26 protein-coding genes are annotated in these 22,371 nt (G+C 70.8%); 12 read left to right on the top strand and 14 right to left on the bottom strand.

Annotated features, from left to right (window positions below; translation table 11 throughout):
* Positions 1–15: 15 nt before the first annotated feature.
* The 4 genes from NP777_RS00630 to NP777_RS00615 form a co-directional block, all read right to left on the bottom strand.
* Complete coding sequence (locus NP777_RS00630) at positions 16–456, bottom strand: hypothetical protein (protein WP_256647983.1); 441 nt, start codon at positions 454–456, stop codon at positions 16–18.
* Between the two features lie 451 nt (positions 457–907).
* Positions 908–1,342, bottom strand: coding sequence for a nuclear transport factor 2 family protein (locus NP777_RS00625; RefSeq protein WP_256647982.1), 435 nt, complete (start codon positions 1,340–1,342; stop codon positions 908–910).
* Positions 1,339–2,307, bottom strand: coding sequence for an aldo/keto reductase (locus tag NP777_RS00620; protein WP_256647981.1), 969 nt, complete (start codon positions 2,305–2,307; stop codon positions 1,339–1,341). Before NP777_RS00620 ends, NP777_RS00625 begins: the two co-directional genes overlap by 4 nt.
* On the bottom strand, positions 2,304–3,479 hold the full coding sequence (locus NP777_RS00615; RefSeq protein ID WP_256647980.1) for a type III polyketide synthase: 1,176 nt from the start codon (positions 3,477–3,479) through the stop codon (positions 2,304–2,306). The genes NP777_RS00620 and NP777_RS00615 overlap by 4 nt, the downstream gene beginning before the upstream one ends.
* A gap of 639 nt (positions 3,480–4,118) precedes the next feature.
* On the opposite strand from NP777_RS00615, the gene NP777_RS00610 reads away from it, so the two are divergent.
* The gene (locus NP777_RS00610; RefSeq protein WP_256647979.1) at positions 4,119–4,475 is read left to right on the top strand and encodes a hypothetical protein; all 357 of its coding nucleotides are present in this window, start codon (positions 4,119–4,121) and stop codon (positions 4,473–4,475) included.
* A 159-nt stretch (positions 4,476–4,634) separates the two neighbouring features.
* Here NP777_RS00610 and NP777_RS00605 read toward each other — a convergent pair whose 3' ends face one another.
* Positions 4,635–5,201, bottom strand: a complete 567-nt coding sequence (locus NP777_RS00605; RefSeq protein WP_256647978.1) for a TetR family transcriptional regulator — start codon at positions 5,199–5,201, stop codon at positions 4,635–4,637.
* A 130-nt stretch (positions 5,202–5,331) separates the two neighbouring features.
* On the opposite strand from NP777_RS00605, the gene NP777_RS00600 reads away from it, so the two are divergent.
* Both NP777_RS00600 and NP777_RS00595 read left to right on the top strand, forming a co-directional pair.
* Positions 5,332–6,426, top strand: a complete 1,095-nt coding sequence (locus NP777_RS00600; protein WP_256647977.1) for a saccharopine dehydrogenase NADP-binding domain-containing protein — start codon at positions 5,332–5,334, stop codon at positions 6,424–6,426.
* Positions 6,427–6,530: 104 nt separating this feature from the next.
* On the top strand, positions 6,531–6,743 hold the full coding sequence (locus NP777_RS00595) for a hypothetical protein (RefSeq protein ID WP_256647976.1): 213 nt from the start codon (positions 6,531–6,533) through the stop codon (positions 6,741–6,743).
* Between the two features lie 237 nt (positions 6,744–6,980).
* On the opposite strand, the gene NP777_RS00590 is transcribed toward NP777_RS00595, so the two are convergent.
* Positions 6,981–7,763 (bottom strand): MBL fold metallo-hydrolase, encoded by a 783-nt coding sequence (locus NP777_RS00590; protein ID WP_256647975.1) that lies wholly within the window; start codon positions 7,761–7,763, stop codon positions 6,981–6,983.
* A gap of 95 nt (positions 7,764–7,858) precedes the next feature.
* Between NP777_RS00590 and NP777_RS00585 the strand changes: the two genes are divergently transcribed.
* Positions 7,859–8,461 carry a TetR/AcrR family transcriptional regulator gene (locus NP777_RS00585; protein ID WP_256647974.1) on the top strand — a complete coding sequence of 201 codons (603 nt, stop codon included), beginning with the start codon at positions 7,859–7,861 and terminating at the stop codon, positions 8,459–8,461.
* 107 nt (positions 8,462–8,568) lie between these two features.
* On the opposite strand, the gene NP777_RS00580 is transcribed toward NP777_RS00585, so the two are convergent.
* The 4 genes from NP777_RS00580 to NP777_RS00565 form a co-directional block, all read right to left on the bottom strand.
* The gene (locus tag NP777_RS00580) at positions 8,569–8,988 is read right to left on the bottom strand and encodes a hypothetical protein (protein WP_391858433.1); all 420 of its coding nucleotides are present in this window, start codon (positions 8,986–8,988) and stop codon (positions 8,569–8,571) included.
* The gene (locus tag NP777_RS00575; RefSeq protein ID WP_256647972.1) at positions 8,919–9,206 is read right to left on the bottom strand and encodes a hypothetical protein; all 288 of its coding nucleotides are present in this window, start codon (positions 9,204–9,206) and stop codon (positions 8,919–8,921) included. Before NP777_RS00575 ends, NP777_RS00580 begins: the two co-directional genes overlap by 70 nt.
* 118 nt (positions 9,207–9,324) lie before the next feature.
* Positions 9,325–10,086 (bottom strand): SDR family NAD(P)-dependent oxidoreductase, encoded by a 762-nt coding sequence (locus NP777_RS00570; protein ID WP_256647971.1) that lies wholly within the window; start codon positions 10,084–10,086, stop codon positions 9,325–9,327.
* Entirely contained in the window at positions 10,083–10,250 is a 168-nt protein-coding gene (locus tag NP777_RS00565) for a hypothetical protein (protein WP_256647970.1), read from the bottom strand. The genes NP777_RS00570 and NP777_RS00565 overlap by 4 nt, the downstream gene beginning before the upstream one ends.
* Positions 10,251–10,378: 128 nt before the next feature.
* Here NP777_RS00565 and NP777_RS00560 point away from each other — a divergent pair, with 128 nt between their 5' ends.
* The 5 genes from NP777_RS00560 to NP777_RS00540 all read left to right on the top strand — a co-directional run bounded on the left by NP777_RS00560 (position 10,379) and on the right by NP777_RS00540 (position 17,408).
* The gene (locus NP777_RS00560) at positions 10,379–11,050 is read left to right on the top strand and encodes a GntR family transcriptional regulator (protein WP_256647969.1); all 672 of its coding nucleotides are present in this window, start codon (positions 10,379–10,381) and stop codon (positions 11,048–11,050) included.
* A gap of 197 nt (positions 11,051–11,247) precedes the next feature.
* Positions 11,248–11,643, top strand: a complete 396-nt coding sequence (locus NP777_RS00555) for a nuclear transport factor 2 family protein (protein WP_256647968.1) — start codon at positions 11,248–11,250, stop codon at positions 11,641–11,643.
* A 489-nt stretch (positions 11,644–12,132) separates the two neighbouring features.
* Positions 12,133–12,462 (top strand): CU044_2847 family protein, encoded by a 330-nt coding sequence (locus NP777_RS00550; protein ID WP_256647967.1) that lies wholly within the window; start codon positions 12,133–12,135, stop codon positions 12,460–12,462.
* A 74-nt stretch (positions 12,463–12,536) separates the two neighbouring features.
* Positions 12,537–16,763 (top strand): nSTAND1 domain-containing NTPase, encoded by a 4,227-nt coding sequence (locus NP777_RS00545; protein WP_256647966.1) that lies wholly within the window; start codon positions 12,537–12,539, stop codon positions 16,761–16,763.
* A gap of 117 nt (positions 16,764–16,880) precedes the next feature.
* A complete protein-coding gene (locus NP777_RS00540) occupies positions 16,881–17,408 on the top strand; it encodes a DUF6328 family protein (RefSeq protein WP_256647965.1) in 528 nt (175 codons plus the stop codon).
* A gap of 8 nt (positions 17,409–17,416) precedes the next feature.
* On the opposite strand, the gene NP777_RS00535 is transcribed toward NP777_RS00540, so the two are convergent.
* The 3 genes from NP777_RS00535 to NP777_RS00525 form a co-directional block, all read right to left on the bottom strand.
* Positions 17,417–18,301 carry a universal stress protein gene (locus tag NP777_RS00535; RefSeq protein ID WP_256647964.1) on the bottom strand — a complete coding sequence of 295 codons (885 nt, stop codon included), beginning with the start codon at positions 18,299–18,301 and terminating at the stop codon, positions 17,417–17,419.
* Between the two features lie 35 nt (positions 18,302–18,336).
* On the bottom strand, positions 18,337–18,555 hold the full coding sequence (locus NP777_RS00530) for a hypothetical protein (RefSeq protein ID WP_256647963.1): 219 nt from the start codon (positions 18,553–18,555) through the stop codon (positions 18,337–18,339).
* Positions 18,556–18,650: 95 nt separating this feature from the next.
* Positions 18,651–19,034: a hypothetical protein gene (locus NP777_RS00525; RefSeq protein WP_256647962.1), complete on the bottom strand. Its 384-nt coding sequence runs from the start codon at positions 19,032–19,034 to the stop codon at positions 18,651–18,653.
* Positions 19,035–19,307: 273 nt separating this feature from the next.
* On the opposite strand from NP777_RS00525, the gene NP777_RS00520 reads away from it, so the two are divergent.
* A complete protein-coding gene (locus NP777_RS00520) occupies positions 19,308–19,847 on the top strand; it encodes a GNAT family N-acetyltransferase (protein ID WP_256647961.1) in 540 nt (179 codons plus the stop codon).
* An 87-nt stretch (positions 19,848–19,934) separates the two neighbouring features.
* Here the strand turns inward: NP777_RS00520 and NP777_RS00515 are convergent, their stop codons facing one another.
* Positions 19,935–20,597 (bottom strand): class I SAM-dependent methyltransferase, encoded by a 663-nt coding sequence (locus tag NP777_RS00515; RefSeq protein ID WP_256647960.1) that lies wholly within the window; start codon positions 20,595–20,597, stop codon positions 19,935–19,937.
* 86 nt (positions 20,598–20,683) lie between these two features.
* Here NP777_RS00515 and NP777_RS00510 point away from each other — a divergent pair, with 86 nt between their 5' ends.
* Complete coding sequence (locus NP777_RS00510) at positions 20,684–21,031, top strand: hypothetical protein (protein ID WP_256647959.1); 348 nt, start codon at positions 20,684–20,686, stop codon at positions 21,029–21,031.
* A 65-nt stretch (positions 21,032–21,096) separates the two neighbouring features.
* On the top strand, positions 21,097–22,197 hold the full coding sequence (locus NP777_RS00505) for a proline racemase family protein (protein ID WP_391858432.1): 1,101 nt from the start codon (positions 21,097–21,099) through the stop codon (positions 22,195–22,197).
* Positions 22,198–22,371: the final 174 nt, after the last annotated feature.

Raw genomic sequence — 22,371 nt, 5'->3', positions numbered from 1 at the left:
TTCTACCGCGTGAGCTCAAAGCGCCCACCGGTCGAACCCGGGAGGGAACTCCCCGCGGAGAAGGCTGATGAAGGCGCGACCGCATGCCAAGAAGGAGTCGGTGGGCGGGTCTTGGAGGAACAGCGAGCCCGGCCCGCCCGTGCCGAAGGAGTTCGCCACGTCCTTCGGGATGGCCGGGGACCACGCGAGCAGTCGCCGCAGCACGCGCTCCGACAGTTCGAGCGTGAGGGCGACGCGATCGGGATGCGTTCCGACGTGGTCGTCCAGGCGGGACGACACAAATCCCACGAACCCGACCGTGGCTTGCAGCTCCCAGTCCTCTCGGGCGGCAACAAGCCATTCGGCAGGAGCGGCTACCGCCTTGGCCTCCTGCGCGAGAAGGTACAGCCACACCTCGGCCTGGGAGTCGCGAACCCAGAACCCCGATCCGCGGTAGAACATGTTCGAGCTGCCCATGGTGGGAGTAGAGCACGTGGGTGCCGAGCGCCTCCACGGAATTTAGGCGGACCGTGACCGGCCACGCCCGTTACGAGGCCGGTCGGCGTGGCCGGGAGCGTGCGCGGGGCCCGCTCCGGCCGCCACATCCGTACCGGTCGTACGTGGCCGGGTCGGGCGGCACGGCGGGCCGGTCCCTCCACGATGGTTCCCCCGGTCCGGGACCGCACCGCGGGGTCACCCGCTCCGGTGGCGACGCGCGGGGCGGGGCGGGGTGCGTGACGCTGACCCGGTGCACCGCGATGAGCAGTTCCCGTACCGTCAGGTTCGGTTCGCCGGCCGGTAGGCCGACCAGGTCATGGCCGTCGAGGAAGGCCATGACCCGGGCTTCCCGCGTGGGTGTGGTGGCGCGGTCGGAGGTGTGCATGAGGGCTCCGTTGGTCTGGGCCCCCATTGAGCCGAATCGTCCGGGTCAGCCGGCGTCGGCCAGAGGCCAGAACGAAGGGGGTGGGGTGAACAGGCGTCGCAGTTCGGCCGGTCCGCAGGAGGCGTTCTCCCAGTGCTCGGCGATCCGGCCGTCGACGAACCGCCACAGACCGCAGAACGGCACGGAGATCTCGCGGGGACGCTCGGCCCGCAGCACCCCGAGAACGGTGCCGAAGTGGTCGTTGGCCGTGATCTGCTCCACGTCCATGACCAGCGTGTACTCGGTCATGCGGAGGAGCGCCTGCTCATGGGCGCGGACGGCCCTGATGCCACGGCGTACCCGGGGGTCTTCCGCGGTCCGGTCCGCACGGTGCAGCACGATGTCGTCCGCGGCGAAGTCGGCGAGTCTGGTCAGATCCCGGTAGATGGTGCGCAGGATCTCGGTGTGCGGATGCTCGGCCCCCTTGGAGGCGCGGGTCATCGCGCCCCTCCCCGGTGCTTCCGCACCGGCTTGGGCCGCCACGGGGTGACCGTGGCGCAGAGTGCTTCGATCTCCTCCCACTCGCTGTCGGTGAGCCGGACCTCATGGGCCCGGAGGTTCTCCTCCAGATGGGTCAGCGACGTGGTGCCGGGGATGAGCAGGGTGTTGGGCGCGTGGCGCAGCAGCCAGGCCAGTCCGAGCTGGGCTCCGGTGACCCCGTACCGTTGGGCGGCCTTGCTGAGGATGCCACCGGGGCCGACCAGGTCGCCGTGGCCGAGCGGGAACCACGGGATGAAGACCATGCCGCGCTGTTCGGCGTATCTGAGGACCGGTTCGCCGGACCGGTCGGCGATGTTGTAGAGGTTCTCCACCGCCACGATGTCCACGATCTCGGCGGCCTGTTCGAGCTGGTCGACGGTGACCTCGGGCTGGCCGGACAGGCCGATATGGCGGATCTTGCCCTGCTCGCGCAGCTCGGCGAGCATGCCGAGCTGGTCCTCCAGCGGTACCAGGGGGTCGATGCGGTGCAGCTGATAGAGGTCGATGCGCTCCAGTCCGAGGCGGTGCAGGCTGACCTCGACCTGCTGGCGCAGATACTCGGGTCTGCCCAGGGCGACGATGTAGGGGTTGCGTCCCTCGGCCCGCACCCAGTCGTCGGGGCCGGTGCGCAGCATGCCGCCCTTGGTGGCGATCACCAGATGGTCCGGGTAGGGGTGCAGGGCCTTCCGGATGAGTTCCTCGTTGTAGCCGGGGCCGTAGGAGTCGGCGGTGTCGATGAAGTCGACGCCGAGGTCGTCCACGGCGCGGCGCAGCAGGCGTACGGCCTGGTCCGGATCTTCGGGCGGGCCCCAGACGCCGGGCCCGGTCAGGTGCATGGCACCGTAGCCGAGCCGGTTGACCGTCAGGTCACCGCCCAGGGACAGGGTGGCCCCGGTCCTGGGCGCATGCGGAACGGACGCGGTCACGCGGATCCTCGATTCTTGGGCTTGTGCGGGGATGGGGTTTCACTGTGCAGGTCGGGCTCGGGAGGGACGGGAAGCTTCACCGGCAAGGCGCCGACGTTGCCCGTTCGGCGGCCGGACCGTACCCGGTCGGAGTGCATCCAGGCGCCGAGGGAGGACTCGGCGGTGATTCCGGGCCCGAACCCGGCGAGCAGGCCGCGGGCCCCCGGGGGCAGCCCCTCGTCGAACTGGCGGCGCAGTGCCTCGAAGACGACGGCCGAGGCGATGTTGCCGTACTCGGTGAGCGTGGCGCGGCTGTGCCTGAAGGCGCTCGGCGGCACCTTCAGATAGCTGCACAGATCGTCCAGGATGCGTGGCCCGCCGGCGTGGATGATGTAGAAGTCCAGGGCCGTGGCGTCCCATCCATGTGCCTCGGCGAGCGTGTACAGTGCGGGCGCGATCACGTTCATGGTGCCCGGGACCCGTTTGTCCAGCCGGAAGTGGAATCCGGTGGCCTTCACCTCGTACGCGATCCAGTCCTCGGTGCCCGGCACCAGGTGCGAGGCGTTGCCCACCAGCTCCATTCCCTCCCCACCGCTGCCGCGCATGACCGCCGCGGCGATCGCGTCCCCGAACAGCCCGTCGGACAGCAGCGAGCCGACGTCGAGGTCGTCCGGCTGGTAGCACAGAGAGCAGAACTCGCACGCCACGATCAGTACGTTGGATCCCGGGTACGCGCGGCAGTAGTCGTGCGCCCTGTTGACGGCCGCCCCGCCGGCCGCACAGCCCAGCTGCGCGATGGGGATCTGCCGGGTGTTGGAGCGGAATCCCAGTTCGTTGATCATCCAGGAGGTCAGGGGTGGCATCGTGAAGCCGGTGCACGAGACGAACACGATCGTGTCGATGTCCCGCGCCGTCACCTCCGCCGCGGACAGCGCCTCCTTGACCACGTCCGGGATACGGGCACGGGCCTCGCTCACATAGAAGCGGTTACGGGCCTCGAATCCCGGATGCGTCAGGGTGACGGCCAGCGGCTGGACCAGATGCCGCTTCGCCACCCCGGTGTTCTTGATCATCCGCAGGACCAGCGGAAGCCTCTGGTGTCCGGCGTGCAGCCGGCGCGCCAGCGCCAGCGTCTCCTCCATCGAGATGGTGTTCTCCGGTACCCACACCGCCGGGCGGCACAGCACAGCCATGGCACACTCCCTTGCTCACGAAAGGCGACGACGAGGCGGAACCGACCGTGGACTTCGGGGTGGGCAAGACCGTGCCGCACACGGTGGTGGTTCACTCACATAACACTTCGCTCCACTTGCGCCTCGATGCAGCGGGGCGGGGCAGGAGGCTCCCTGACCAGTCATGTTGACCAGATACGTTGCCGTCCGCAACGGCGCGCACACCTCGATCTGAAGGCACGCCGGACATACGAAGTGCGATCGTGGCCCAGGATGTGCGCTACGGAAACACACTATTTCCGTCCCCGCCCTTCACTCGATTGTGCTTACATCGCGCGCTCCCCTCGTATCCCGCGGGCCACGGCGCACAACAGCCGCACGCCGCAACCGCATGCGCCCCCCCTGGCACCCCGGTGGGCCACGGACGCCTCAGACGCTCTGGCGCGCCCTGCCGATCGGGGGGGTGTGCTGGGCCCCGCCACCCGTCAGGCGATGGTGGCTGTCGCCTCCGCCGCCGTCGGCGGGCCGGCAGGGCGTTGGGGGTCAAGACGAGTGCGCTGAGCGTCAAGGACATTCCTCCTGGGACCAGGAAGGATTCGATGCCAGGGCCCCGCGACGGGGGGCAGTGATCGACTCGGAGCACCGGAGAAAGCAGGAAGCATGATGAAGAGGAAGACGGCTCTGGCCGCGGGCGCTCTGGCCATCGTGTTCGGCGCCTCGGTACCGGCAACGGCCGCGCCGACGACGGCCGCGTCCCGCACGGGGACGTTCTACGGCACCTATCAGCACTCCGACGGGTGCGTGTACCTGCGCTCCGCAGCCGGATACCACTATCTGCTGGAGGGCTACACGATGGGTGGCAACGGCGGCCTGTACAAGAAGGGCGGCGGCTTCATCGCGTACCCGGGCTGGAAGATCGCGGCACACGGCACCCAGTACAACAAGACCAGCACCACGTTGTGCACGACGTGGGGTGCCTACAGGAGGATCAAGGCAACATCGATCTACGCCTACTGAACGGTGTCCTGCCCGGTCCGGGCTCGGGCATGGCCAGGAATCGGCCGCCATCGTGGAGCGGGCTGCCGGCCCCGGCAAGGAGACCGCCGAGCAGATGGGGATCGAGCTGACCCCGGTCGTGTCCTGGCGGGGCGGTCAGTGGGATGGCGGTGTCGGATTTCAGTCGGTGGCCAACGCCTCTCGTAGGGTGTTGGTGGCGTTGCGGAGGCAGTCCCGGAAGCCGGTGGCTCCGCCCAGCTCGATCCATTGCGTGAAGGCGTTCGCGAAGACCAGGCTGGCGAGTTGGGCCACCGCCCGCGCCTGGGCGTTCGCCGTGCCGCGGCTCGTGAGGGCGCTTTGGAGGGCGTCGGTGAGCGCGGCGAGTTTGGTGCGCTCGCGCTCTTCGAGTTCGGGGCTGGACCGGATCACGGCCTGGCGCTGGGCCGGGTCTTTCGCGTGCTCGGTCAGGTAGGTACCCACCGTGGCCAGCGCGTTCAGGACGGCGGCCATGTCGCCTGTTCCGGGAGCCGCGGAGCGGACGGCCTCCGCGACGGCTGGGGCCAGTTCATCGGAGTGGGCGAACAGGACCTCGCGCTTGTCGGGGAAGTAGCGGAAGTAGGTACGGCGGGTGATACCGGCCCGCTCCGCGATGTGGGTCACTGTCACCTGGTCGTATCCGCGCTCAGTGAACAGTTCCAGGGCCGCCTTGCGCAGCCGTTCCTCGGTGCCGGGGTCCCATCTGGCCATGCCCCGACCCTATCAAGTGATGTCCCAGAGTGTCATCGATGCTAGCCTGGGTGATGGCACAGTGAGACATCACTTTGGGGGGTCGGCCGCTGCCCGCCGACCCCCAGGACCCGCTGGAAGGAAGTTCGCGATGACCCAGGACCGCCGGAACGCCCGTATGGGGGAGATCTGGATCCTCGGCGCCACCGGGCGCATCGGCCGCACCGTCACCGCCAAGCTGGCCGCGCGCGATGCCGACATCGTGCTGGTCGGCCGCGATGGCGACCGGCTGCGCAAGACCGCGGCGGATGCGGGCGCACCGGACGCGAAGGTGCTGATCAGCGACTCGGTGGAGCACATGGCCGCAGAGATCGGCAGCCGCCGTCCGGCCGTGGTCGTCAACACTCTCGGGGACTACGCCAGGACCGCTACGACCCTCGCTCGCGCCTGCATGCCCGGCGGGCACTACGTCGATCTCGCCGCCGACCTCGACGCGCTCCCTCGCCTGCTGGGGCTGCACGGGGAAGCCGTGGAGGCGGCGAGCACCCTGGTCACCGGCGCCGGATTCGGTGTCCTGGCCACCGAGGCCGTCGTGGCCGAGCTGTGCCGCGACCGTCCCGCCCCCGTCCAGGTCCGCGTCGACGCCCTCGGCTCGGTGGCCATGGCGGCCGGAGTCGTGGGCGAAGCCTTCGCCGCGGCCATGGTGGACATGGTCACCAGTGGCGGACGCCGCTACCAGGACGGCCACCTGGTCAGGACGCGCCTCGGCGCCGACCTGCGGAATCACACGCTCCCCGACGGACAGACCGCGAAGTCCGCCGGCGCCCCCTCGGGCGAACTCCTCGCCGCGCAAGGCGCGAGCGGGGCGCGGAACGTCGTCGTCACCACCGGTCTCGCCCCCACCTCCCGGATCGTCCGCGCGCTCCTGCCCGCCTTCGCCGCCCTCCTGTCCATCCCGCGAATGCGCCGACTCGCCGTCCGCCAACTCGCCCGGACCGCGGTGAAGGAAGCGCCCCGCCCCCGCACCCACTCCTGGGGCCATGCCGACATCACCTGGCCCGACGGTACCCATCGCGAAGGCTGGCTCCGCGCCGGCGACGGCATGGACTACACCGCCGACGTCCTCACGGAGACGGCCTCCCGCCTCGCCCGCGGCGAAGCGCCGGCCGGCGCCTATACCCCGGCAGCGGCATTCGGCCCCGGCCTGGCCACCGCCGCGGGCGGCACCTTCATCCTCGACCAGTGACCCAGTCGGGCGGCAGCGCACCCGGCAGTGGTCACCCGGGCACCAAGCACCACGTTCACGTGGCACCACAGCTCTGACGGCTCACGACGGCAGGACGGGAAACGATGACCGAGAGGGACGACGACGGTCCGACCGACGTCACCCTGCTCGCCGTGCGCACAGTCGAGCCCGGCTACGAGCCGGACTTCCGGGAGTGGTTCGGGCGGGTGACCAGCGCCGCCTCCACTTTCCCCGGCCACCTGGGGGGCCTGTTCGGACCTCCCACGGCCGCCGGGCTCTGGGTCCCGCCTTCGCGGCCGTACTCCCGATCTCCCTGATCGGCAACGGCCTTCTGGGGCCGGCGCTCGGCGCTCTGCCGCTGCCGGCGCGGGTGCTGATTCTCGCGCCGCTGTTCAGCACGTTGATGACGTATCTGATGATGCCGACCGTGACCCTCGTCCTTCGCCGTTGGCTCTATTCCTCCACCTCGGCAGCGGGTGAGGGACCGACGTGATGAGCAGCCCTCGACCTCAATCGCCTCGTGCCCGAGTGCGTTGGCGCGGCGGGGTTTCCGGTCAGGTGGCCAGGTCCAGCCATTCCCCGACGGCCAGCACGTGTGCGCGCCGTCCGGCGTGCGTGCGGAACTCCTTCTCCGGGTCGGAGACCTCGACGTAGCCCGCGATCTTGTCCGGCTGCTCCGCCTCGTAGTGCATCGGCACCGCGTACCGGGCGTCGAGGATCTCCGCGGCCGCGGCGGCCTGCCTAGGGTCCATCGCGGCGGGCAGCGGGCTCGGCGGCTGCAGGTGCGGCGCGTCGACCACCGCGCCGTTGGCGGGCAGGAACGCGGCGTCGAATGGGCTGAACCGGCGCGCGATGAGCCACCAGTAGCCGTGGAACATCGTGTCGCCGCCGTGGAAGACGCGCTGCCCGTCGGCCTGCACCACCCAGTTCAGCTGCGGGTCGCCCAGCCCGTCGACGGAGGGGACCGCGGTGACGCGGAACGGCCCGATTTCGCGGGTGGACCAGACATCCACGACCTCGGCGGCCAGCCGGTGCAGGGCCAGCTCGCGTTCGGCCGGCAGCGTCGTCACGTTGTCCACGTCGTCGCCGTGGCCGGGTGCCGGTCGCAGCACCGGCGCCCCCGGCGTCAGCGTGTCCGCGAGCGCGGACGCGTCGGTGTGGTCCCGGTGCAGGTGGGTGACGAGCGCGGCGGTGACCTCCCCGCTCGGCACCGCCAGCCCTTCGCCGGGCTTCCACCCCGTGAACAGCGGTGAGAGGTCCCGTACGTAGTCGATCACCAGTCGCCTGCCGTCCCCTTCGATCTCCAGTCCGGCCCAGCCCAGTCGTCGTACCCGCATCCCGCACTCCTTCGTCCCGGTGGTGGTTGCCGTGGAATTTAGCGCACGGGCGTTCGCTAAATCAATAGCGAACGTGCGTACGCTATCCTCGTCGCATGTCACCACGACGCTCAGCGGCCGAAGCGCGGGCCACCAGGGGACGGATCCTCGGCCGTGCCGCCGAGATCGCCTCCGAGGAAGGGCTGGACGGCATCACCATCGGCCGCCTCGCCGAGGAGCTGGAGATGAGCAAGTCCGGGGTGCACAAGCACTTCGGCACCAAGGAGACGCTGCAGATCTCCACGCTGGACAAGGCGTTCGTGGACTTCTGGCACCGGGTGGTCGAGCCCGCACTGGCCGAGCCTCCGGGTCTGCGGCGGCTGCGCGCGGTGTGCGCCAACTCCGTGGGCTACCTGGAAGCGCCACTGCTGCCCGGCGGCTGCCTGATGACCGCGGCGCTCACCGAGTACGACGGCCGCCCCGGCCGGGTCCGCGACGCGGTGGCCGAGGTGTGGTCGCGCTGGCGGGAACAGCTGCGGGCGGACCTGACCGCGGCGGTGGAGAACGGCGAGCTACCCGCCGGGTTCGACATCGACCAGGCGCTGTTCGAGATCGTCGCCGCCGGGCTGGCACTGAACGCGGCCATGCAGCTCCAGCACGACCGGGCGGCCGCGGGCCGGGCCCGCCGCGCGATCGAACGGGCCCTGGACCAGTCCTGACCGCGTTTCGACGTGGTCGGCGGTCGTAGGCGATCGGGGACCGCGGGACCGGCCGGCCTTCCCGGCCCACGCGGAACCGCAGGTCTGGAGTGGAGACGGGCCCTCGATCAGCAGCCCGCCGCGGTGAGCCATTCCGTGACGGTCGCGATGGCCCGCGGGTGCAGCTCGGGTGCTGCCTCGGATGCCGCCCGGCGCGGTTCCGCCGGATGGATGTCTGCCGCGGCCAGGGCTTCGGCGTGGCCGACGAGCCACCTCTCGATGTCCTGCGCGGGGGTCCCCAGATGGAACTGCGGGGCGAGGATCCGTGTGCCGAGCGCGAAGGCCTGGTGCGGACAGGCCGGAGTGTCGGCCAGGACCTGTGCGTTCTCGGGGATGCCGAACATGTCGTTGTGCCAGTGCAGTACCGGCACTCCTGCCAGGTGGCGCAGCGGGGAAGCCGTCCCTTCCGGGGTGGGCCTCACCGGGGCATAGCCGATCTCTCGTGCCGCGCCGGGAGTGACCTGTGCGCCCAGTGCGAGGGCCGGCAACTGCGCGCCGAGGCAGCTTCCCAGCGTCGGCGACCCGTCGGCGGCCGGGCGCGCAATGCGGCCAGTTCGTCGGCCAGGAACGGATAGCGGTCGGCGTCGTTGGCGCCGACCGGGCCGCCGAGCACCACCACCAGCTCGGCCGCACGGACCAGAGTGGTGTCGACCGGCTGGGTGGCGACGTCCAGGTAGCGCGTCAGGTAGCCGCGCTCGTGCGGCAACGGTTCGAGCAGGCCGAGGTCCTCGAGCCGAGGTGCTGGACAACCAGTGCCGTCCGGCTCGGTGAGGTGTCTGCGATATCTGTGGGCATGGCCGCTTTCCTCGTGGGTCGTCGGCGGGTTATGTGCGGAGGTAGGACGCGCCGTTGAGGTCGACGACGGTTCCCGAGGCCCAGGCCGCCGCGGGAGACGCCAGGAAGTGGACCGCGGCGGCGATCTCGGCCGGGGTGCCGACTCTGCCGAACGGGCTCTCCCCCCGCAGCCGCTCGCCTTCCGGTCCGGACAGCTTCGCGGCCTGCCGCTCGGTGGCCACGAAACCGGGCGCGACCGAGGTGACGGCGATGCCATGCGGGGCCAGCGCTACGGACAGCGACTGGCCGAGGGCGTGCAGTGCGGCTTTGGTCGCCCCGTAGGCCGGGAAATCCGGTTCCCCCCGGAACGCACCGCGTGAGCCGATGTTCACGATCGCCCCGCCCGCGCCGCGGTCGATGAGGTGGCGGGCGACGGCCCAGCTCAGATCGGCCGCGCCGAGCAGGTTGACCTGGACCATGCGGCGCCAGATCCGCTGCCAGTCGGCCAACGGGGTGTCTGGGATCGGGTGCCGAGTGTCCGCCGTGGGCGCGACGGCCGCGTTGTTCACCAGCACATCCACAACGCCCAGCGCGGTAGCCGCCTCGGCTGCCAGCCGCTCGGCTGCGTCGGGCTCGCCCAGGTCTGCCTGGAGCAACGCGTGTCCTTCGCCCGGCAGCCGCCGCAGGGTCTCTTCGGCGTCGGAGCGGCGTCCGGCGTACTGAATCGCGACGCGGTCGCCGCCTTCGGCGAAGGCCAGCGCGACTGCCCGGCCGATGCCGCGCGAACCGCCGGTCACGAGTACGCCCCTCATCGGGCGAACACCATGGACCCGTCACGGAAGGACGTCAATTCCAGGGCGTTCCGGTGATCGGTGCTGCGGCCCTCGGACAGACCCAGCATCCGGCCGTGGAAGTGGCGGGCGGCGGTCAGATCGTTGACTGGGATGGCCAGGCGCATGGCGGGTCGGTGGGACATCGTGAGGCCTCTCCGGTGGGCTCGCTGACCGGAACAGCATGTTCGGGCCGATGTCTCAATGTCAACATTAGAACATCAGCGGAGCGGAACGACTGGTGTCAGAGATGTCTTGATGTCAACATCAAGGCATGTCATCCGCACTGCCGAAGGCCCCCCGCCGCGGGCTGGCCGACGAAGCCGCCGACCTGGTGCGAGCGGCCATCCTCTCCGGACATTTCCCGCCCGGGGCCGCGCTGCGCGAGGTGGAGCTGGCCGCGCACCTCGACGTGAGCCGGGGCTCGGTCCGCGAGGGTCTGGCGCAACTGGAACGAGAGGGGCTGGTCCGCGGCGGCTGGCACCGGGGCACCACCGTCATCGACGTGACAGCGCAGGACGTGGAGGAGGTCTACACGCTGCGCGCCGCGCTGGACCGGCTGGCCACCACCACCGCGCGGCGTACCGCCACCCCGGAGCAGCTGTCCCGGCTGGACCAGCTGGTCGCCGACATGGCGGCTGAGATCGCCGGAACCGCCGACACCCGCCGCCTGGTCGCGCTGGACATCGCCTTCCACGACCAGATCTACACCGCCGCGGGGAACGGCAGGCTGACCACCGCCTGGCGGGCCATCCGCTCGCAGCTGCACCTCTTCCAACTGCGCCGCGCGGACGCGGGCTACGACCACTACCGCGCCCGCGTGGTCGACGAGCACCGGGAACTGGCCGCGCTGCTGCGCTCCGGCGACCGCCGCACGCTGGCCCGCCTGGCCGAGGAACACGTGGACTCCGCGCGCCGCAGTCTGCTGGCCGGACTGCCGGACTGAACCGGGCCCGCGGCCGAGAGCCGACGCGGGGCGCCTTCAGGGACAGCCAACAGGGTCTCGGGAACAACCGACAGGATCGCTCGTGGCGACCCTTCGCGGCGGCGAGTCCGGCCGCGGCGCCCCTCGTTGACAATCGGAACGTCGCTCCGTATAAGTGAAGCGGAGGAATCCTCCGATTGTTTCAAGGGGCAGGGACATTGAGTGACAGCCCGCGCGCGGTCTTCGAGAAGCTGCTGGCCGGCATGGTCAACCGCGACTTCGACAGCCTCCGGCAGCTCTACGCGCAGGACATCGTGTTGGAGCACCCGTTCGCGGTGCCGGAGCGGACCGTGACCCGCGGTCAGGAGGGCCTGCGGCGGCTTTTGGACGGACTGCGGGAGTGGTTCGAGGCGACCGCGAAGAACGTCGTCATCCACGAGACGGCCGACGCGGAGGTCATCGTGGCCGAATGGGACTACGAGATGCGCGTGCCCGGTACCGACCAACTGCTCACCACGGCCAACGTGATCGTGCTGCGCGTTCGCGACGGCCGGATCGTCGAGTCCCGCGATTACCACAACCACGCGGCCCTCGCCCAGATCGTCACCGGCTGAGCGCCCCAGGCCTGGCCAGGGGCCGGGAAACGCCTACCGGCCACAGTCCTGTCGGGGGCGGCCGGCGGGGCCCCACCGCCACGACCGGCCACGCTCCGGCCAAGCGGGTGCCGGGCGGCAGGCGCGGCCTGGCCGTATCCGGGTCTGCGCCGCCGAGCCCGGGATTCTGACGTCCGGTGGCACCTTCGACGTGTCCGCCCACGACGGACTCGAGGCGGCCGCCGAGGCCGACTCGATGCGCCGGCACCTGACCCGGCGGGTCGGGCCGGGGGAGCCGAGGGCGTACCCGACGTCCGGGCTCACCAGCCGCACGCGGTCCGCGTGAGTGGTGTGCGGACGCGACTGCTCGGCGGCCGCCACCACCTCGGGGAGGACCGCGGAGCGCGGCATGCGCGGAGCGCGCCAACGCCGTTGGCCAGGCCGCCAGTTCACGGCCTTGTGCATCACGCCTTAGTCTCTCCGCAGACGGACAACCCAGATGGGGGCGGGATGACGCGGGTCGGGAAGATGCTGCTCGGCGATGGAACGGCGATGCGGGTCGAGGTCGACGGGCCGGAGGACACCGGGATCGACCGGGTGGGCCGAGTCGCCGACGTGGTGAGCGGCTCCGCCGAGACTCTGCAGGAGGCCCTGACCCACATCCGGCCCGCGCTGGAGGCGGTCGCCCGGAGCGTACGCGACATGGCGCAACAACCGGACACCGTGAGCGTCGAGTTCGGCATCAAGCTCTCCGCGGAGGCGGGGGTCGTGGTGGCCAAGGCGGCCAGCGAGGCCAATTTCACCGTACGTCTGGAATGGGGCACCAGCGACCGGGGATGATGACCCGCACGGGGGTCCCTTGGGGCGAAAGGCCGCTGGAATCCGGTGCGGCCAGGGTACGGGGCAGCGGGGTTGTGGCGGGGGCGGGTTTCCTGATCGCCCCCGACCTCGTGTGCACCTGCGCGCATGTGGTCGCCGACGCGCTCGGGCTGCCCAGAGACCTGACTCGGGCGCCCGAAGGCACCGTTCGTGTCGAATTCCCGCTTCTCCGTGAAGAGGACGGGACGATCCCCGAGGCCCTCGCCGAGGTCGTCTCCTGGCAGCCGGTGAAGCGGGATGACAGCGGAGATGTGGCGCTGCTGCGGCTGGACCGTACGGTGTCGAACGCGCGGCCGGTGCCACTGGTCGACGGGTCGGCGGTATGGGGACACACCTTCCGGGTGTACGGCTTCCCGGAGGGCGCCACGCACGGAGTGTGGGCCTCCGGGACGCTGCGGGCCACCCAGGGCGCCGGCTGGCTGCAGATGGACGCCGAACCCGACAGCGGTTCGCGGATCGGGGCGGGCTTCAGCGGTTCGGCGGTATGGGACGACTCCCAGGGCGGAGTCGTCGGTATGACCGTCGCCGCCGGGCGCGGCGGGCTGGCGGGGACGGCGTATCTGGTGCCGTCCGCGGCGCTGGTGGACGAGGAGGTGCTGCGGCCAAGGTGCCCGTTCCGCGGGCTGGCGGTGTTCGGGGAAGAGGACGCGGAGTTCTTTCACGGGCGGCAGGACGACGCCGAACGGTTGGCGAAGGCGGTCGGAACGCGTCCGTTCACCGTCCTGGCCGGGCCGTCCGGATGTGGGAAGTCCTCCCTGGTCCGTGCCGGGCTGCTGCCCGTGTTACGGGCGCGTGGCACGACCGTGTCCGTGCTGCGGCCGGTGCAGGGCGTACGGCCTTGGACGGCGCTGGCGCGGGCGGTGGTGCCGGTGCTGGAGCCGGCGGCCGGGGAGGTCGAGCGGCTGCGCAAGAGCGAGGAACTGGCCGGGCTCCTGGACGACGGGGCGCGTGACGGGAGAAAGCAAGAGGTGGCCGCCGGGCTGGGGGCCGCGCTGGGGCGGCGGGGAGGGAGCGGCGGACACCTGATCTTCGTCGACCAGCTGGAGGAGTACGCGGCCGCCGAACCGGCTGCGGCGCGTGAGCTGTTCTCCCTGCTGGCAGCGGTCGCGGAAGCGCCGGACGAGGGAACCGGGAGCGGTACGCGGGTGGTGGCCACCGCGCGCCCCGAGTCGCTCGACGTCCTGGTGACCCCTGAGACCTCCGGTGCGCTCAGCGACGCCGTGATCTTCCTCGCCGCGCTCTCCGCCAAGGGTTTGCGCCAGGCCGTCACCGGGCCGGTCGACGCCACTGTGGGGCTGTGGCTGGAACCCGGTCTGGCGGAGCGGATCGTCGAGGACGCGGCGGGCGAGCCGGGCCGGATGCCTCTGACGGAGTTCGCGCTGACCCAGTTGTGGGAGCGCCGAGAGCGCTCCATGCTGACACACGCCGCGTACCAGGAACTGGGCGGCGTCGCCGGGGCGCTGGTCGGATACGCCGAAGAGGCCTTCCGCGCACACGTCCCCGCCTCCGATGAGTCCGCGGCCCGGCGGCTGTTCGTCCAACTGGCCCGCCCGGACGACCGTGGCGGTTTCACCCGCCGCCCCACCCCGGTCGCCGACCTCGACACCGCCGCGGTGGCGGTCGCACGCCGACTCGCACCGGGGAAACTGGTCGTCTTCGGCCGTACATCCGAGGGCACCGAGATCGTCGACCTCGCTCATGAGGCACTCACGAGGCTGTGGCCCCGGTTGCACGACTGGCTGGAGGACAGCCGGGTGTTCCGGGGCTGGCAGGAGCAGTTGCGGCGCGACCTGGCTCGGTGGGAGGCCCGGAACGAGGAAGCGGGAGGGCTGCTGCGCGGGCGGCTGCTCGCCGAGGCGGAAGACTGGCTGAAGCGCAGGCCCGAAGACATCACCTCCGGCGAGCGCGCGTACATCCAGGCCGGACGGCGGCACGAGCGGCGCGGCGTACGGGCGTGGCAGGCCGCTGTCGCGGCACTCGCGGCACTGCTGCTGACGGCGTCGACACTGGCGGTGGTCGCCGCGCAGAATCGGCGGGAGACCGAGGCCAAGCTGCGGACGCTCGCCTCCCGGACGCTCGCCGACGCATCGGACAAGCAGTCCGAACGCGCCCCCGGAACGGCGGTGCAGCTGGCACTGGCCGCCTGGCACACCGAGCACACGCCGCAGGCCCGGGCGGCGCTGCTCCGCCAGTACGTGCGTGGACAGTACCTACGGGGCAGCTACCGGGGCCTGTGGCGGGGCCGGGCGCAGGAGCTGGACGCCACACCGGACGGACGCACCATGGTGGTGCGGTCCAAACCGTCCGGCGTCGGCCCGCAGCAGGTGGCCGTGGTGACCGGGGTACCGGAGGGAAAACCGCGCCACTACGCGCTGCGCGGTGTGCCCGAGGGCGACATACGCAGTGCCGTCAGCCCGGACGGTCGGCACTACGCGATGGCCACACCCGAGGGCGGCGTACTGCTCTGGCGGCTGGACGGCACCAGTCGCGGGCCCCGGGTGCTGGCGCGTGAGGTGGCGGGCGAGCGCAACGTCAACAGTGCGCGCCTGGACTTCAGCGCGGACAGCCGCCGGCTTCTGCGGCTGCTCACGTTCAGCAGACCACTGCCGCAGGACGACGGCCGCGAGGGGCTCCTGGGTGCATGGGACGCGGGCAGCGGCCAGTCACTGCCCGTGGCGGACGAAGTGATCCCGCGCGGTGTCGTGCTGAGCGATGCGGCGTTCGGGGTGGACCCTGACACCGTGCTGTTGCTGCCCTGGCTCCGGGGCAAGAACAGGGAGGTGGTGGTGCGCGATCTGCGTACCGGAAGACCCGTGCGGAAGATCTCAAGCCATACCAAGGCCGGGTCATGGTGGCTCGCCGGCGGTGGAGCCTACGCCATCGAGTCGGACTCCTCGTCAAGGTCATATCTCCATGACCTGGCCAGGGGGTCGAGCGCGCGGCTCCCCGGCGGCACCACGACGCCGGATGCCACCGGTGTGTACCTGTTCGATACCCAGGAGGTCGAGAGCGGCGGATACAGCGAGATCGCGCTGACCCGGCCGACCACGGGCGAGACCTACCGGACCCGGGTACCGGTGGACAGCGAGCCACGGGATCTGATCGCCGTCGTATCGCGCGCGGGCGGCGGGGTGCGGGTGCTGGCTCCGGTCGGCGACACTCTGATGGTGGTCGAGGCACACCGCGAAGTCGCCCGAGTGCCGGATAAGTCGGATACCTCCGTCGGGGCGCTGTCATCCGACGGGCGGCGCCTGGCGCGGGTGTCCCACGGCCGGCTGGAGGTGATGGACCTGGTGAGCGGCGACCACCGCACCGCCGCACTTCCCCGTACCCGCCGTAGCCAGGCTTGGCAGGTGACATGGACCGCGCGGTCCACGCGGCTCGTGGTGTGGGAGCTGAACGGTACGAAGATGTCCACGTACGCCGCTCGTGACCTGGCCGGCCGGATGGATGTGCGGCTGGACATGGGACCCGATACCGACAAGGAATTGGGAACCGTGGACGCGGCCGAGCCGCTGTACGGCGGGGATGTCGCCGTGCTGACGGCGGGCGGCGCCCTGCTGCGGGTGGACCCGGAACGCGGCGTGCAGATCGGACCGCCGCTGTGGGCCGACCGCACACCCCTGGACTCCGGCAATCCGTTCGCGGGGATCGGTCAGATCCGTGCCCGTCCTGGCCATCCGGACCAGGTCGCGGTGGCGGCCCGGAATGACGCCGAGCGGGGCAGGGTGGAGCTGTGGGACATCCGGGCCCGCAAGCGGACGGGCGTACTGTCCGGCGATCGGATCAGCACGGTCTACTCGGATTACGGCGGCTCCAGCATGGTCTTCTCGCCGGATGGCGAGGAACTGGTGGTGCAGCAGTACGACGGCTTTCTGCGCCGCTGGGGGGTGGCCGGGCAACGTGCCCAAGGCCCGCGTATAGCGGTCGACAGTACCGGTGACGTGGTCGGGGTAACCGACGAAGGCACAGTGGTCACGTTCTCGTACGCGACCGATCTCGAGCTGTGGGAGGCCGCCACCGCTGACCGGGTCGGCGCTATTCGGATGCCGGGCGGCGGCCACACGGTGGTCGTCCGGGGCAGCCGGCTGACAATGGCCGGCGACGACTGGCGGCAGTCCTTCGACCTGCGTCCCGACACCTGGTTCAAGGACCTGTGCGAGGGCATGGGCCGCGACTACACCGACGACGAACGGAAGCACCAGCTGCCGCCCGGAACGCCCTCGGAGCCGCCGTGCACCGGCACCGGCACCGGCCCGTGAGCCATCGCGCCATCGAGTTGACCGGCGAGGTACGTCGGTCACCCTGCCGGCCCGCCGTCTCCACGAAGCGTTCCTCATCTCGCGTGCGTGACGGGACGGGACGGATACTCGTTGAGTATGGCCGACCGACCTCCCGGCAAGGCACGGCATGAGACACCCCTGGAACGTGCCGACCGGAACTTCGCCGAGTTGCTGCAGGAGCTGCGCGTCACCCAGACCGGGGTGCAGATCCTCTTCGCGTTCCTGCTGACGCTGGCCTTCGCTCCGCGCTTTTCCACGCTGGACACGGTTCAGCGTGTCACGTACGTGACAACGCTCCTGCTCGCCATGGTGGCCGCGGCCATCTTCACGGCACCCGCCGCGCTGCACAGGGCGCTGTTCCAGCAGCATGCCAAGCCCGTCATCGTGCGCGTCTCCTCGCGCTTGGCCAAGATCGGGATGTGGGTGCTGATGCTGGCGTTCACCGGCTCGGTGCTCCTGGTGGTGGACGTGTCGCTCGGCCGCATGGCAGGGGTCGCGGCCGGGGCGGGGACGCTGCTGGTGTGCGTGGGGCTGTGGCGGATCCTGCCCTTGGTGGTGCGGCGCGGGATGGTCGCACCGCGGAAAGATCGTGGACGGACTCATATGAGGAAGCGCCCTCGGTGAACGGCGGGCTACTGTTCGTGCGCGTACGGGACGGCGATGACCGGGCAGCGCGCGTGGTGCAGGACCCCCTGGCTGACGGAGCCCAGCAGCATGCCGGTGAAGCCGCCGTGCCCGCGTGCGCCCACGACCAGGCCGAGGGCGTGTTCGGACGCCTTGGTGAGGACCTGTACCGGGTGCCCGCGCACGACCTCGTGGTGCAGTTCCACCTCCGGGTGAGCGGCGGAACGCCCGGCAACCGTCTCCGACAGCAGCCGACGGCACTCCCGGACGGCCGCGTCCTCGTCCAGGATCCCGAGCCGCGGAGGGTGCCACACGTACAGGGCCCGCAGCACCGCCCCACGCAGGGCGGCCTCCTCGAAGGCGAGGTCGACGGCGGCCGCGGAATGGGCGCTGCCATCCACTCCGACCACGAAGTACGGCCGCTCTTGGGTGACGTGCTCCGCCTCCGGTACGACCACCACGGGGCAGGGCGCGTGGGCGATGAGCGGCAGGCTGACGGCGGCGGAGGCGAAGAGCTCTTGGAGGGCGCTCAGATGCCAGGAACCCAGCACGACCTCCGTGGCGTGCCGCGCCTGCTCACGCAGCACCCACGCCGGATGCCCCTCCGCCAGCAGCCCGGACACCCGCACCTGGGGGTGCCGCGACTCGACGAAGGCCACCGCTTCGTTCAGCAGACGATCCCCCGTCGCGTGCAGCGCCTCGTTCCACTCCTCCCAGGAGGGCCGCCCACCCGTCGGCCGGTAGCCCGGGGTCGGCAGGTTCTGCGCGAGGACCAGCAGCAGAGGCAGCCGGCGCCGGTCGGCCGCGTCGGCGGCCCAGCCGAGCGCCATACGTTTGCCCGGATCGGGGTCGAGGCCGACTACGATCGGGGCGCGTCCTTCTGTCTGCGTCATCGCTGACTCCCAAGTTGTTCTACGCCTCAGTTGTTCTACGCCTCGTCGGGTGACTCGCGGGCCGGGGAGAAGGACTTGTGCCGTATGGCCTGGCGTTTCTCGGCCGGGCGGGGGAAGCGGTCGGGGCGGCGGGCGGGCTCGCTGCCGTGCCGCCACTCATGCGGGCCCGACGCGGGGCTGCGGCCTCGGCGGTCCTCCCAGTGCTCCTCCAGCCGCTCCAGCCGGGCAGCGATCCGGCGTCGCCTTCCATACATATCGCCGATGGCCTCCATGCGCACGGGCGGCCCCGCACACGTATTCCCGGGCGCAGACGTGACGATTCCGGGCGAGCACCCGCCGCGCGGTCATGTCAGCACGTGTTGTCGGCGCGCCACGTGACCTTGTGCACGGTCGTCGGGTTGTAGAAGAACTGCCTGCTGACCTTGTCCCTCGTGACGCACACCGTGCCGTCCACCGGGACGGTCCCGTTGTTCATGTACGTGGTGTACTCCACGTCGACGGCGCGGGATCCGGTGTTCTGGAACACGAGCCCGTCGACGTTTCCGGACCAGTCACCACTGGTCACCAGGACCGGGGTTTCGACGGGTGTGGGGTAGGACGCGAAGGTGGGCCACAGGCAGAAGTTGCCGTCCGGGCAGGCACTGCTACCGGCCGCCGACGCGCTGGGCGCGGTGGCGGCGATGCCTGCGAAGGCGGCGGATAAGACCGTGATGGCGAGGGAGCGCTTGCGCATGATGCTTGCCTTTCGTCGCTGTGTCAGGTCGTTGCCGGGTCGCGGAGATGAGCTGACCGTCCGCGATGATCGAGCCGGCGAGTAGCACACGGTCGGTGCGGAGGGTGCCGTCGGGAAGCCCATGAGCCCAGAAACGACGGTGACCCTATAGAAGCGCTCAGCCACTGGTCCAGGGACATTTACGCCATGATCAACCCGCAGGCGAGGCTCGGTCTCACGTATAGGGGGCAGCCGGACTTGATCGCTGTCGAGCCTGCTGATTGGGTGGCCGGCATGCCTGAGCTCGGACTCATCGCCTGGCCGCCTGCCCCGATCAGGACCGAGAGGCTCGTACTCCGTGAGCCCGAGGCCCGGGACCGTGCGGCGTTCATCGAACTGCTCGCCTCGCCAGAGGTGCACACCTACCTCGGCGGCCCCCGCCCGCGTGACGAGCTTGAGCGCGAAATGCCCGGGGCGCCCGAGCGGTGGCCCGGGAGTTTCGTCGTCGATCTCGACGGGGCGATGATCGGCCAGATCCTGCTCAGGAGAGCAGCGGAGCACCGTCGCCCCGCTGCCGAGGGGAAGGTCGATCTCGGCTACCTGTTCCTGCCACGGGCGTGGGGATTCGGGTACGCCGCCGAGGCGTGTGCGGCGGCACTCGACTGGTGCGACAGCGTCCTTCCCGGCGAGCCGGTGGTGCTCACCACCCAGACCGCCAACGTCGGCTCGATGCGCCTCGCGGCGAAGCTGGGGTTCACCGAGGTAGAGCGGTTCCACGCCTGGGACGCCGAGCAGTGGCTCGGCATGCGGTCCCCGATCACGCCCTCTGATTGAGCCCGATCACGCCCTCTGATTGAGCACGTGCTCGACAGCGCGGATCCGCAACTCGACAGCACCGCTGGGACTTCGGGAGTCACCACGTCAGGCCGGACTGTTCCCGGCGGGGGCGTCGTAGACCAGGCTGTACCGCCAGAACAGGCGGCGCCGGATCCGGGCGCCGGGCAGTTCCCGCGCGGCCGCAGCCCGGATGTCCGCCAAAGTCTCCTGCGGAGCGGCGGTGGGCGCCGTCATGTGCAAGGGCGGCGCGGCGGCGCGGGCCGGATGCTTGATCAGCCCCACGACCGGATTCAAGAGCGCGGCCGGCAAGGAGACGAGCAGGTCGACGCCCCCTGTCTCCCGATAGCAGCCGACGACCACAAGACGCCCGCCCGGAGCGAGACAGCCGCGAAGTTCCCGCAGGGTGGGCACCAGCGACAGATGGTGCAGGACGGCGACCAGGGTGATGGCGTCGAAGCGACGGTGCGGGTCGCGTCCGGTGAAGTCGGCTTCCACGATGGTGACCGCCGGGTCGTCGGCGAATTGCTTCGCCGCGGCGCGGGCCATCCCGGGGTCGGGTTCAAGCCCGGTGACGGTGACCGCCCGATGACGCAGAAGCGCGGCAAGATTCCCCGCACCGCACCCGACGTCGAGGACGTGGTGGGCCTTGGACGCGGCCACCTGGCCGGCGATCCAGGGGCCGTAATGGTCGTTGTGGCTCCATGGATGCCGCTGGTTGAAACGGTGAAGGCAGGAAAGCAACGCCATGGCATCACGGTAGACAGAAACGGCGCCTCACGGGGCATGGTCCCTGCCGGAAGAGCGAGCTGATCCCCCTCCTGGGGGCGGAAGCTGTGGCGGTCGACCTGCCGGGTCGCGGGACGAGGGCCGAGGTCGGCCTGGACACGGTGGCCCTCGCGGACCGGCTGGTCGACGACGCGGCCGCGCTGCTCACTGAGGCGGTGGACTTGAGCGGCTACCGGCGGGAGATTCCGCGGACGTACGTGCACCTCACGCGGGACCAGTGCTACGTCGAAGAACTCCAGCGGCGTTCCCTTGCGCTGCTCCGGCCGGAGGTCATTGATCTCGACGCCGGTCACATGGCGATGATCAGCGCCCCGGAAAGCTCGCCGCCATCCTCAACGCTGCTCACGGCTGATCGCGGGAAGGCCTGTCCGGCCGACTCTCGCTCTGTGATGTAGGTCACATGCGAGGGTGTAATTGCAATGGTACTGTCCGGCCTCATGTCCCAGCGAGGAGTTGCCCCGTGACGCTGATTCACCCCGCTCCGTTGCGGACGACCGACTACCACACGGCCGGGGAACCGTTCCGGATCGTCGAGGAAGTGCCGGTGACGATCCCGGGCCGGACCGTGGCGGAGCGCCGAGTGGCCGCCGCCGCTGATCCGGAGGTTCAGCGGTTGCGCCAGATCCTGTGCTACGAACCGCGCGGGCACGCGGACATGTACGGCGGGTTCATCGTGCCGCCGGACGACGACGGCGCCGATCTCGGAGTGCTGTTCTGGCACAAGGACGGCTTCTCGACCGCCTGCGGACACGGCACCATCGCCCTGGGCGTCTGGGCCGTGCAGACCGGGCGGGTCACGGCTCCGGCCGACGGCGCGGTCGACGTGGTGATCGACGTCCCGTCCGGTCGGGTCACCGCGCGGGTCCACCTGGAGGCGTCCCGTGTGGTCTCGGTCGGCTTCCGCAATGTACCGAGCTACGTACTGGCCCGCGACCTCGTCGTCCCGACCTCGCGGGGCGACGTACGGGCGACCCTGTCCTACGGTGGCGCGATCTACGCGAACGTCGACGCCTCGGATCTCGGCCTCACCGTCACCCCCGAGAACCTCGCCGAGCTGATCACGGTCGGCCGCGAGGTGAAGTGGGCGCTCAACGACCATGAGGCCGCGCAACATCCCGACGACCCCCGGCTCAGCGGTGTCTACGGCACGATCCTTTTCGAGGAGGCCGGGCCCAGCGACTTCGAGGAGGCCGGGCCCAGCGACTTCGAGGAGGCCGGGCCCACCGACTTCGAGGAGGCCGGGCCCACCGACGGACCGGATGTCCATCAGCGCAACGTCACCGTCTTCGCCGACGGCGAGGTCGACCGCTCGCCCTGCGGCTCCGGGACCTGTGCCCGGGTCGCCGTCCTCGCCGCCGACGGCAGGCTGGCGCCCGGCGCCCGGCTCGTGCACGACTCCGTAGTCGGCTCGACGTTCGTGGCCAGGGTGCTCGGCACGGTCGACGCGGGCGGCAGGCCGGCCGTGCTCCCCGAGGTCAGCGGTATGGGGTACCGCACCGGTGAGCACACCTTCCACGTGGATCCGCATGATCCGCTCGTCCCCGGGTTCGTGCTGCGATGAGCGGCGGCACCGATCTGCCGACCGGGCTCGCCGACGCCATCGCCCTGATCGACGCGGACGGTCGCCGACGCCGTGATGAACGGAGGATCCGTATGAGCCCCGGGGCCGCCGCGGTGCGCGAGCGGGTGACCGCTGAGCTGCGCGCGGCCCTGATCAGCGAGCCGCGGGGTACGC

The organism is Streptomyces rugosispiralis (genome assembly GCF_024505145.1).
In the GTDB taxonomy this organism is placed as follows: Bacteria; Actinomycetota; Actinomycetes; order Streptomycetales; family Streptomycetaceae; genus Streptomyces; species Streptomyces rugosispiralis.
This window is presented reverse-complemented; position numbering and strand designations above follow the sequence as displayed.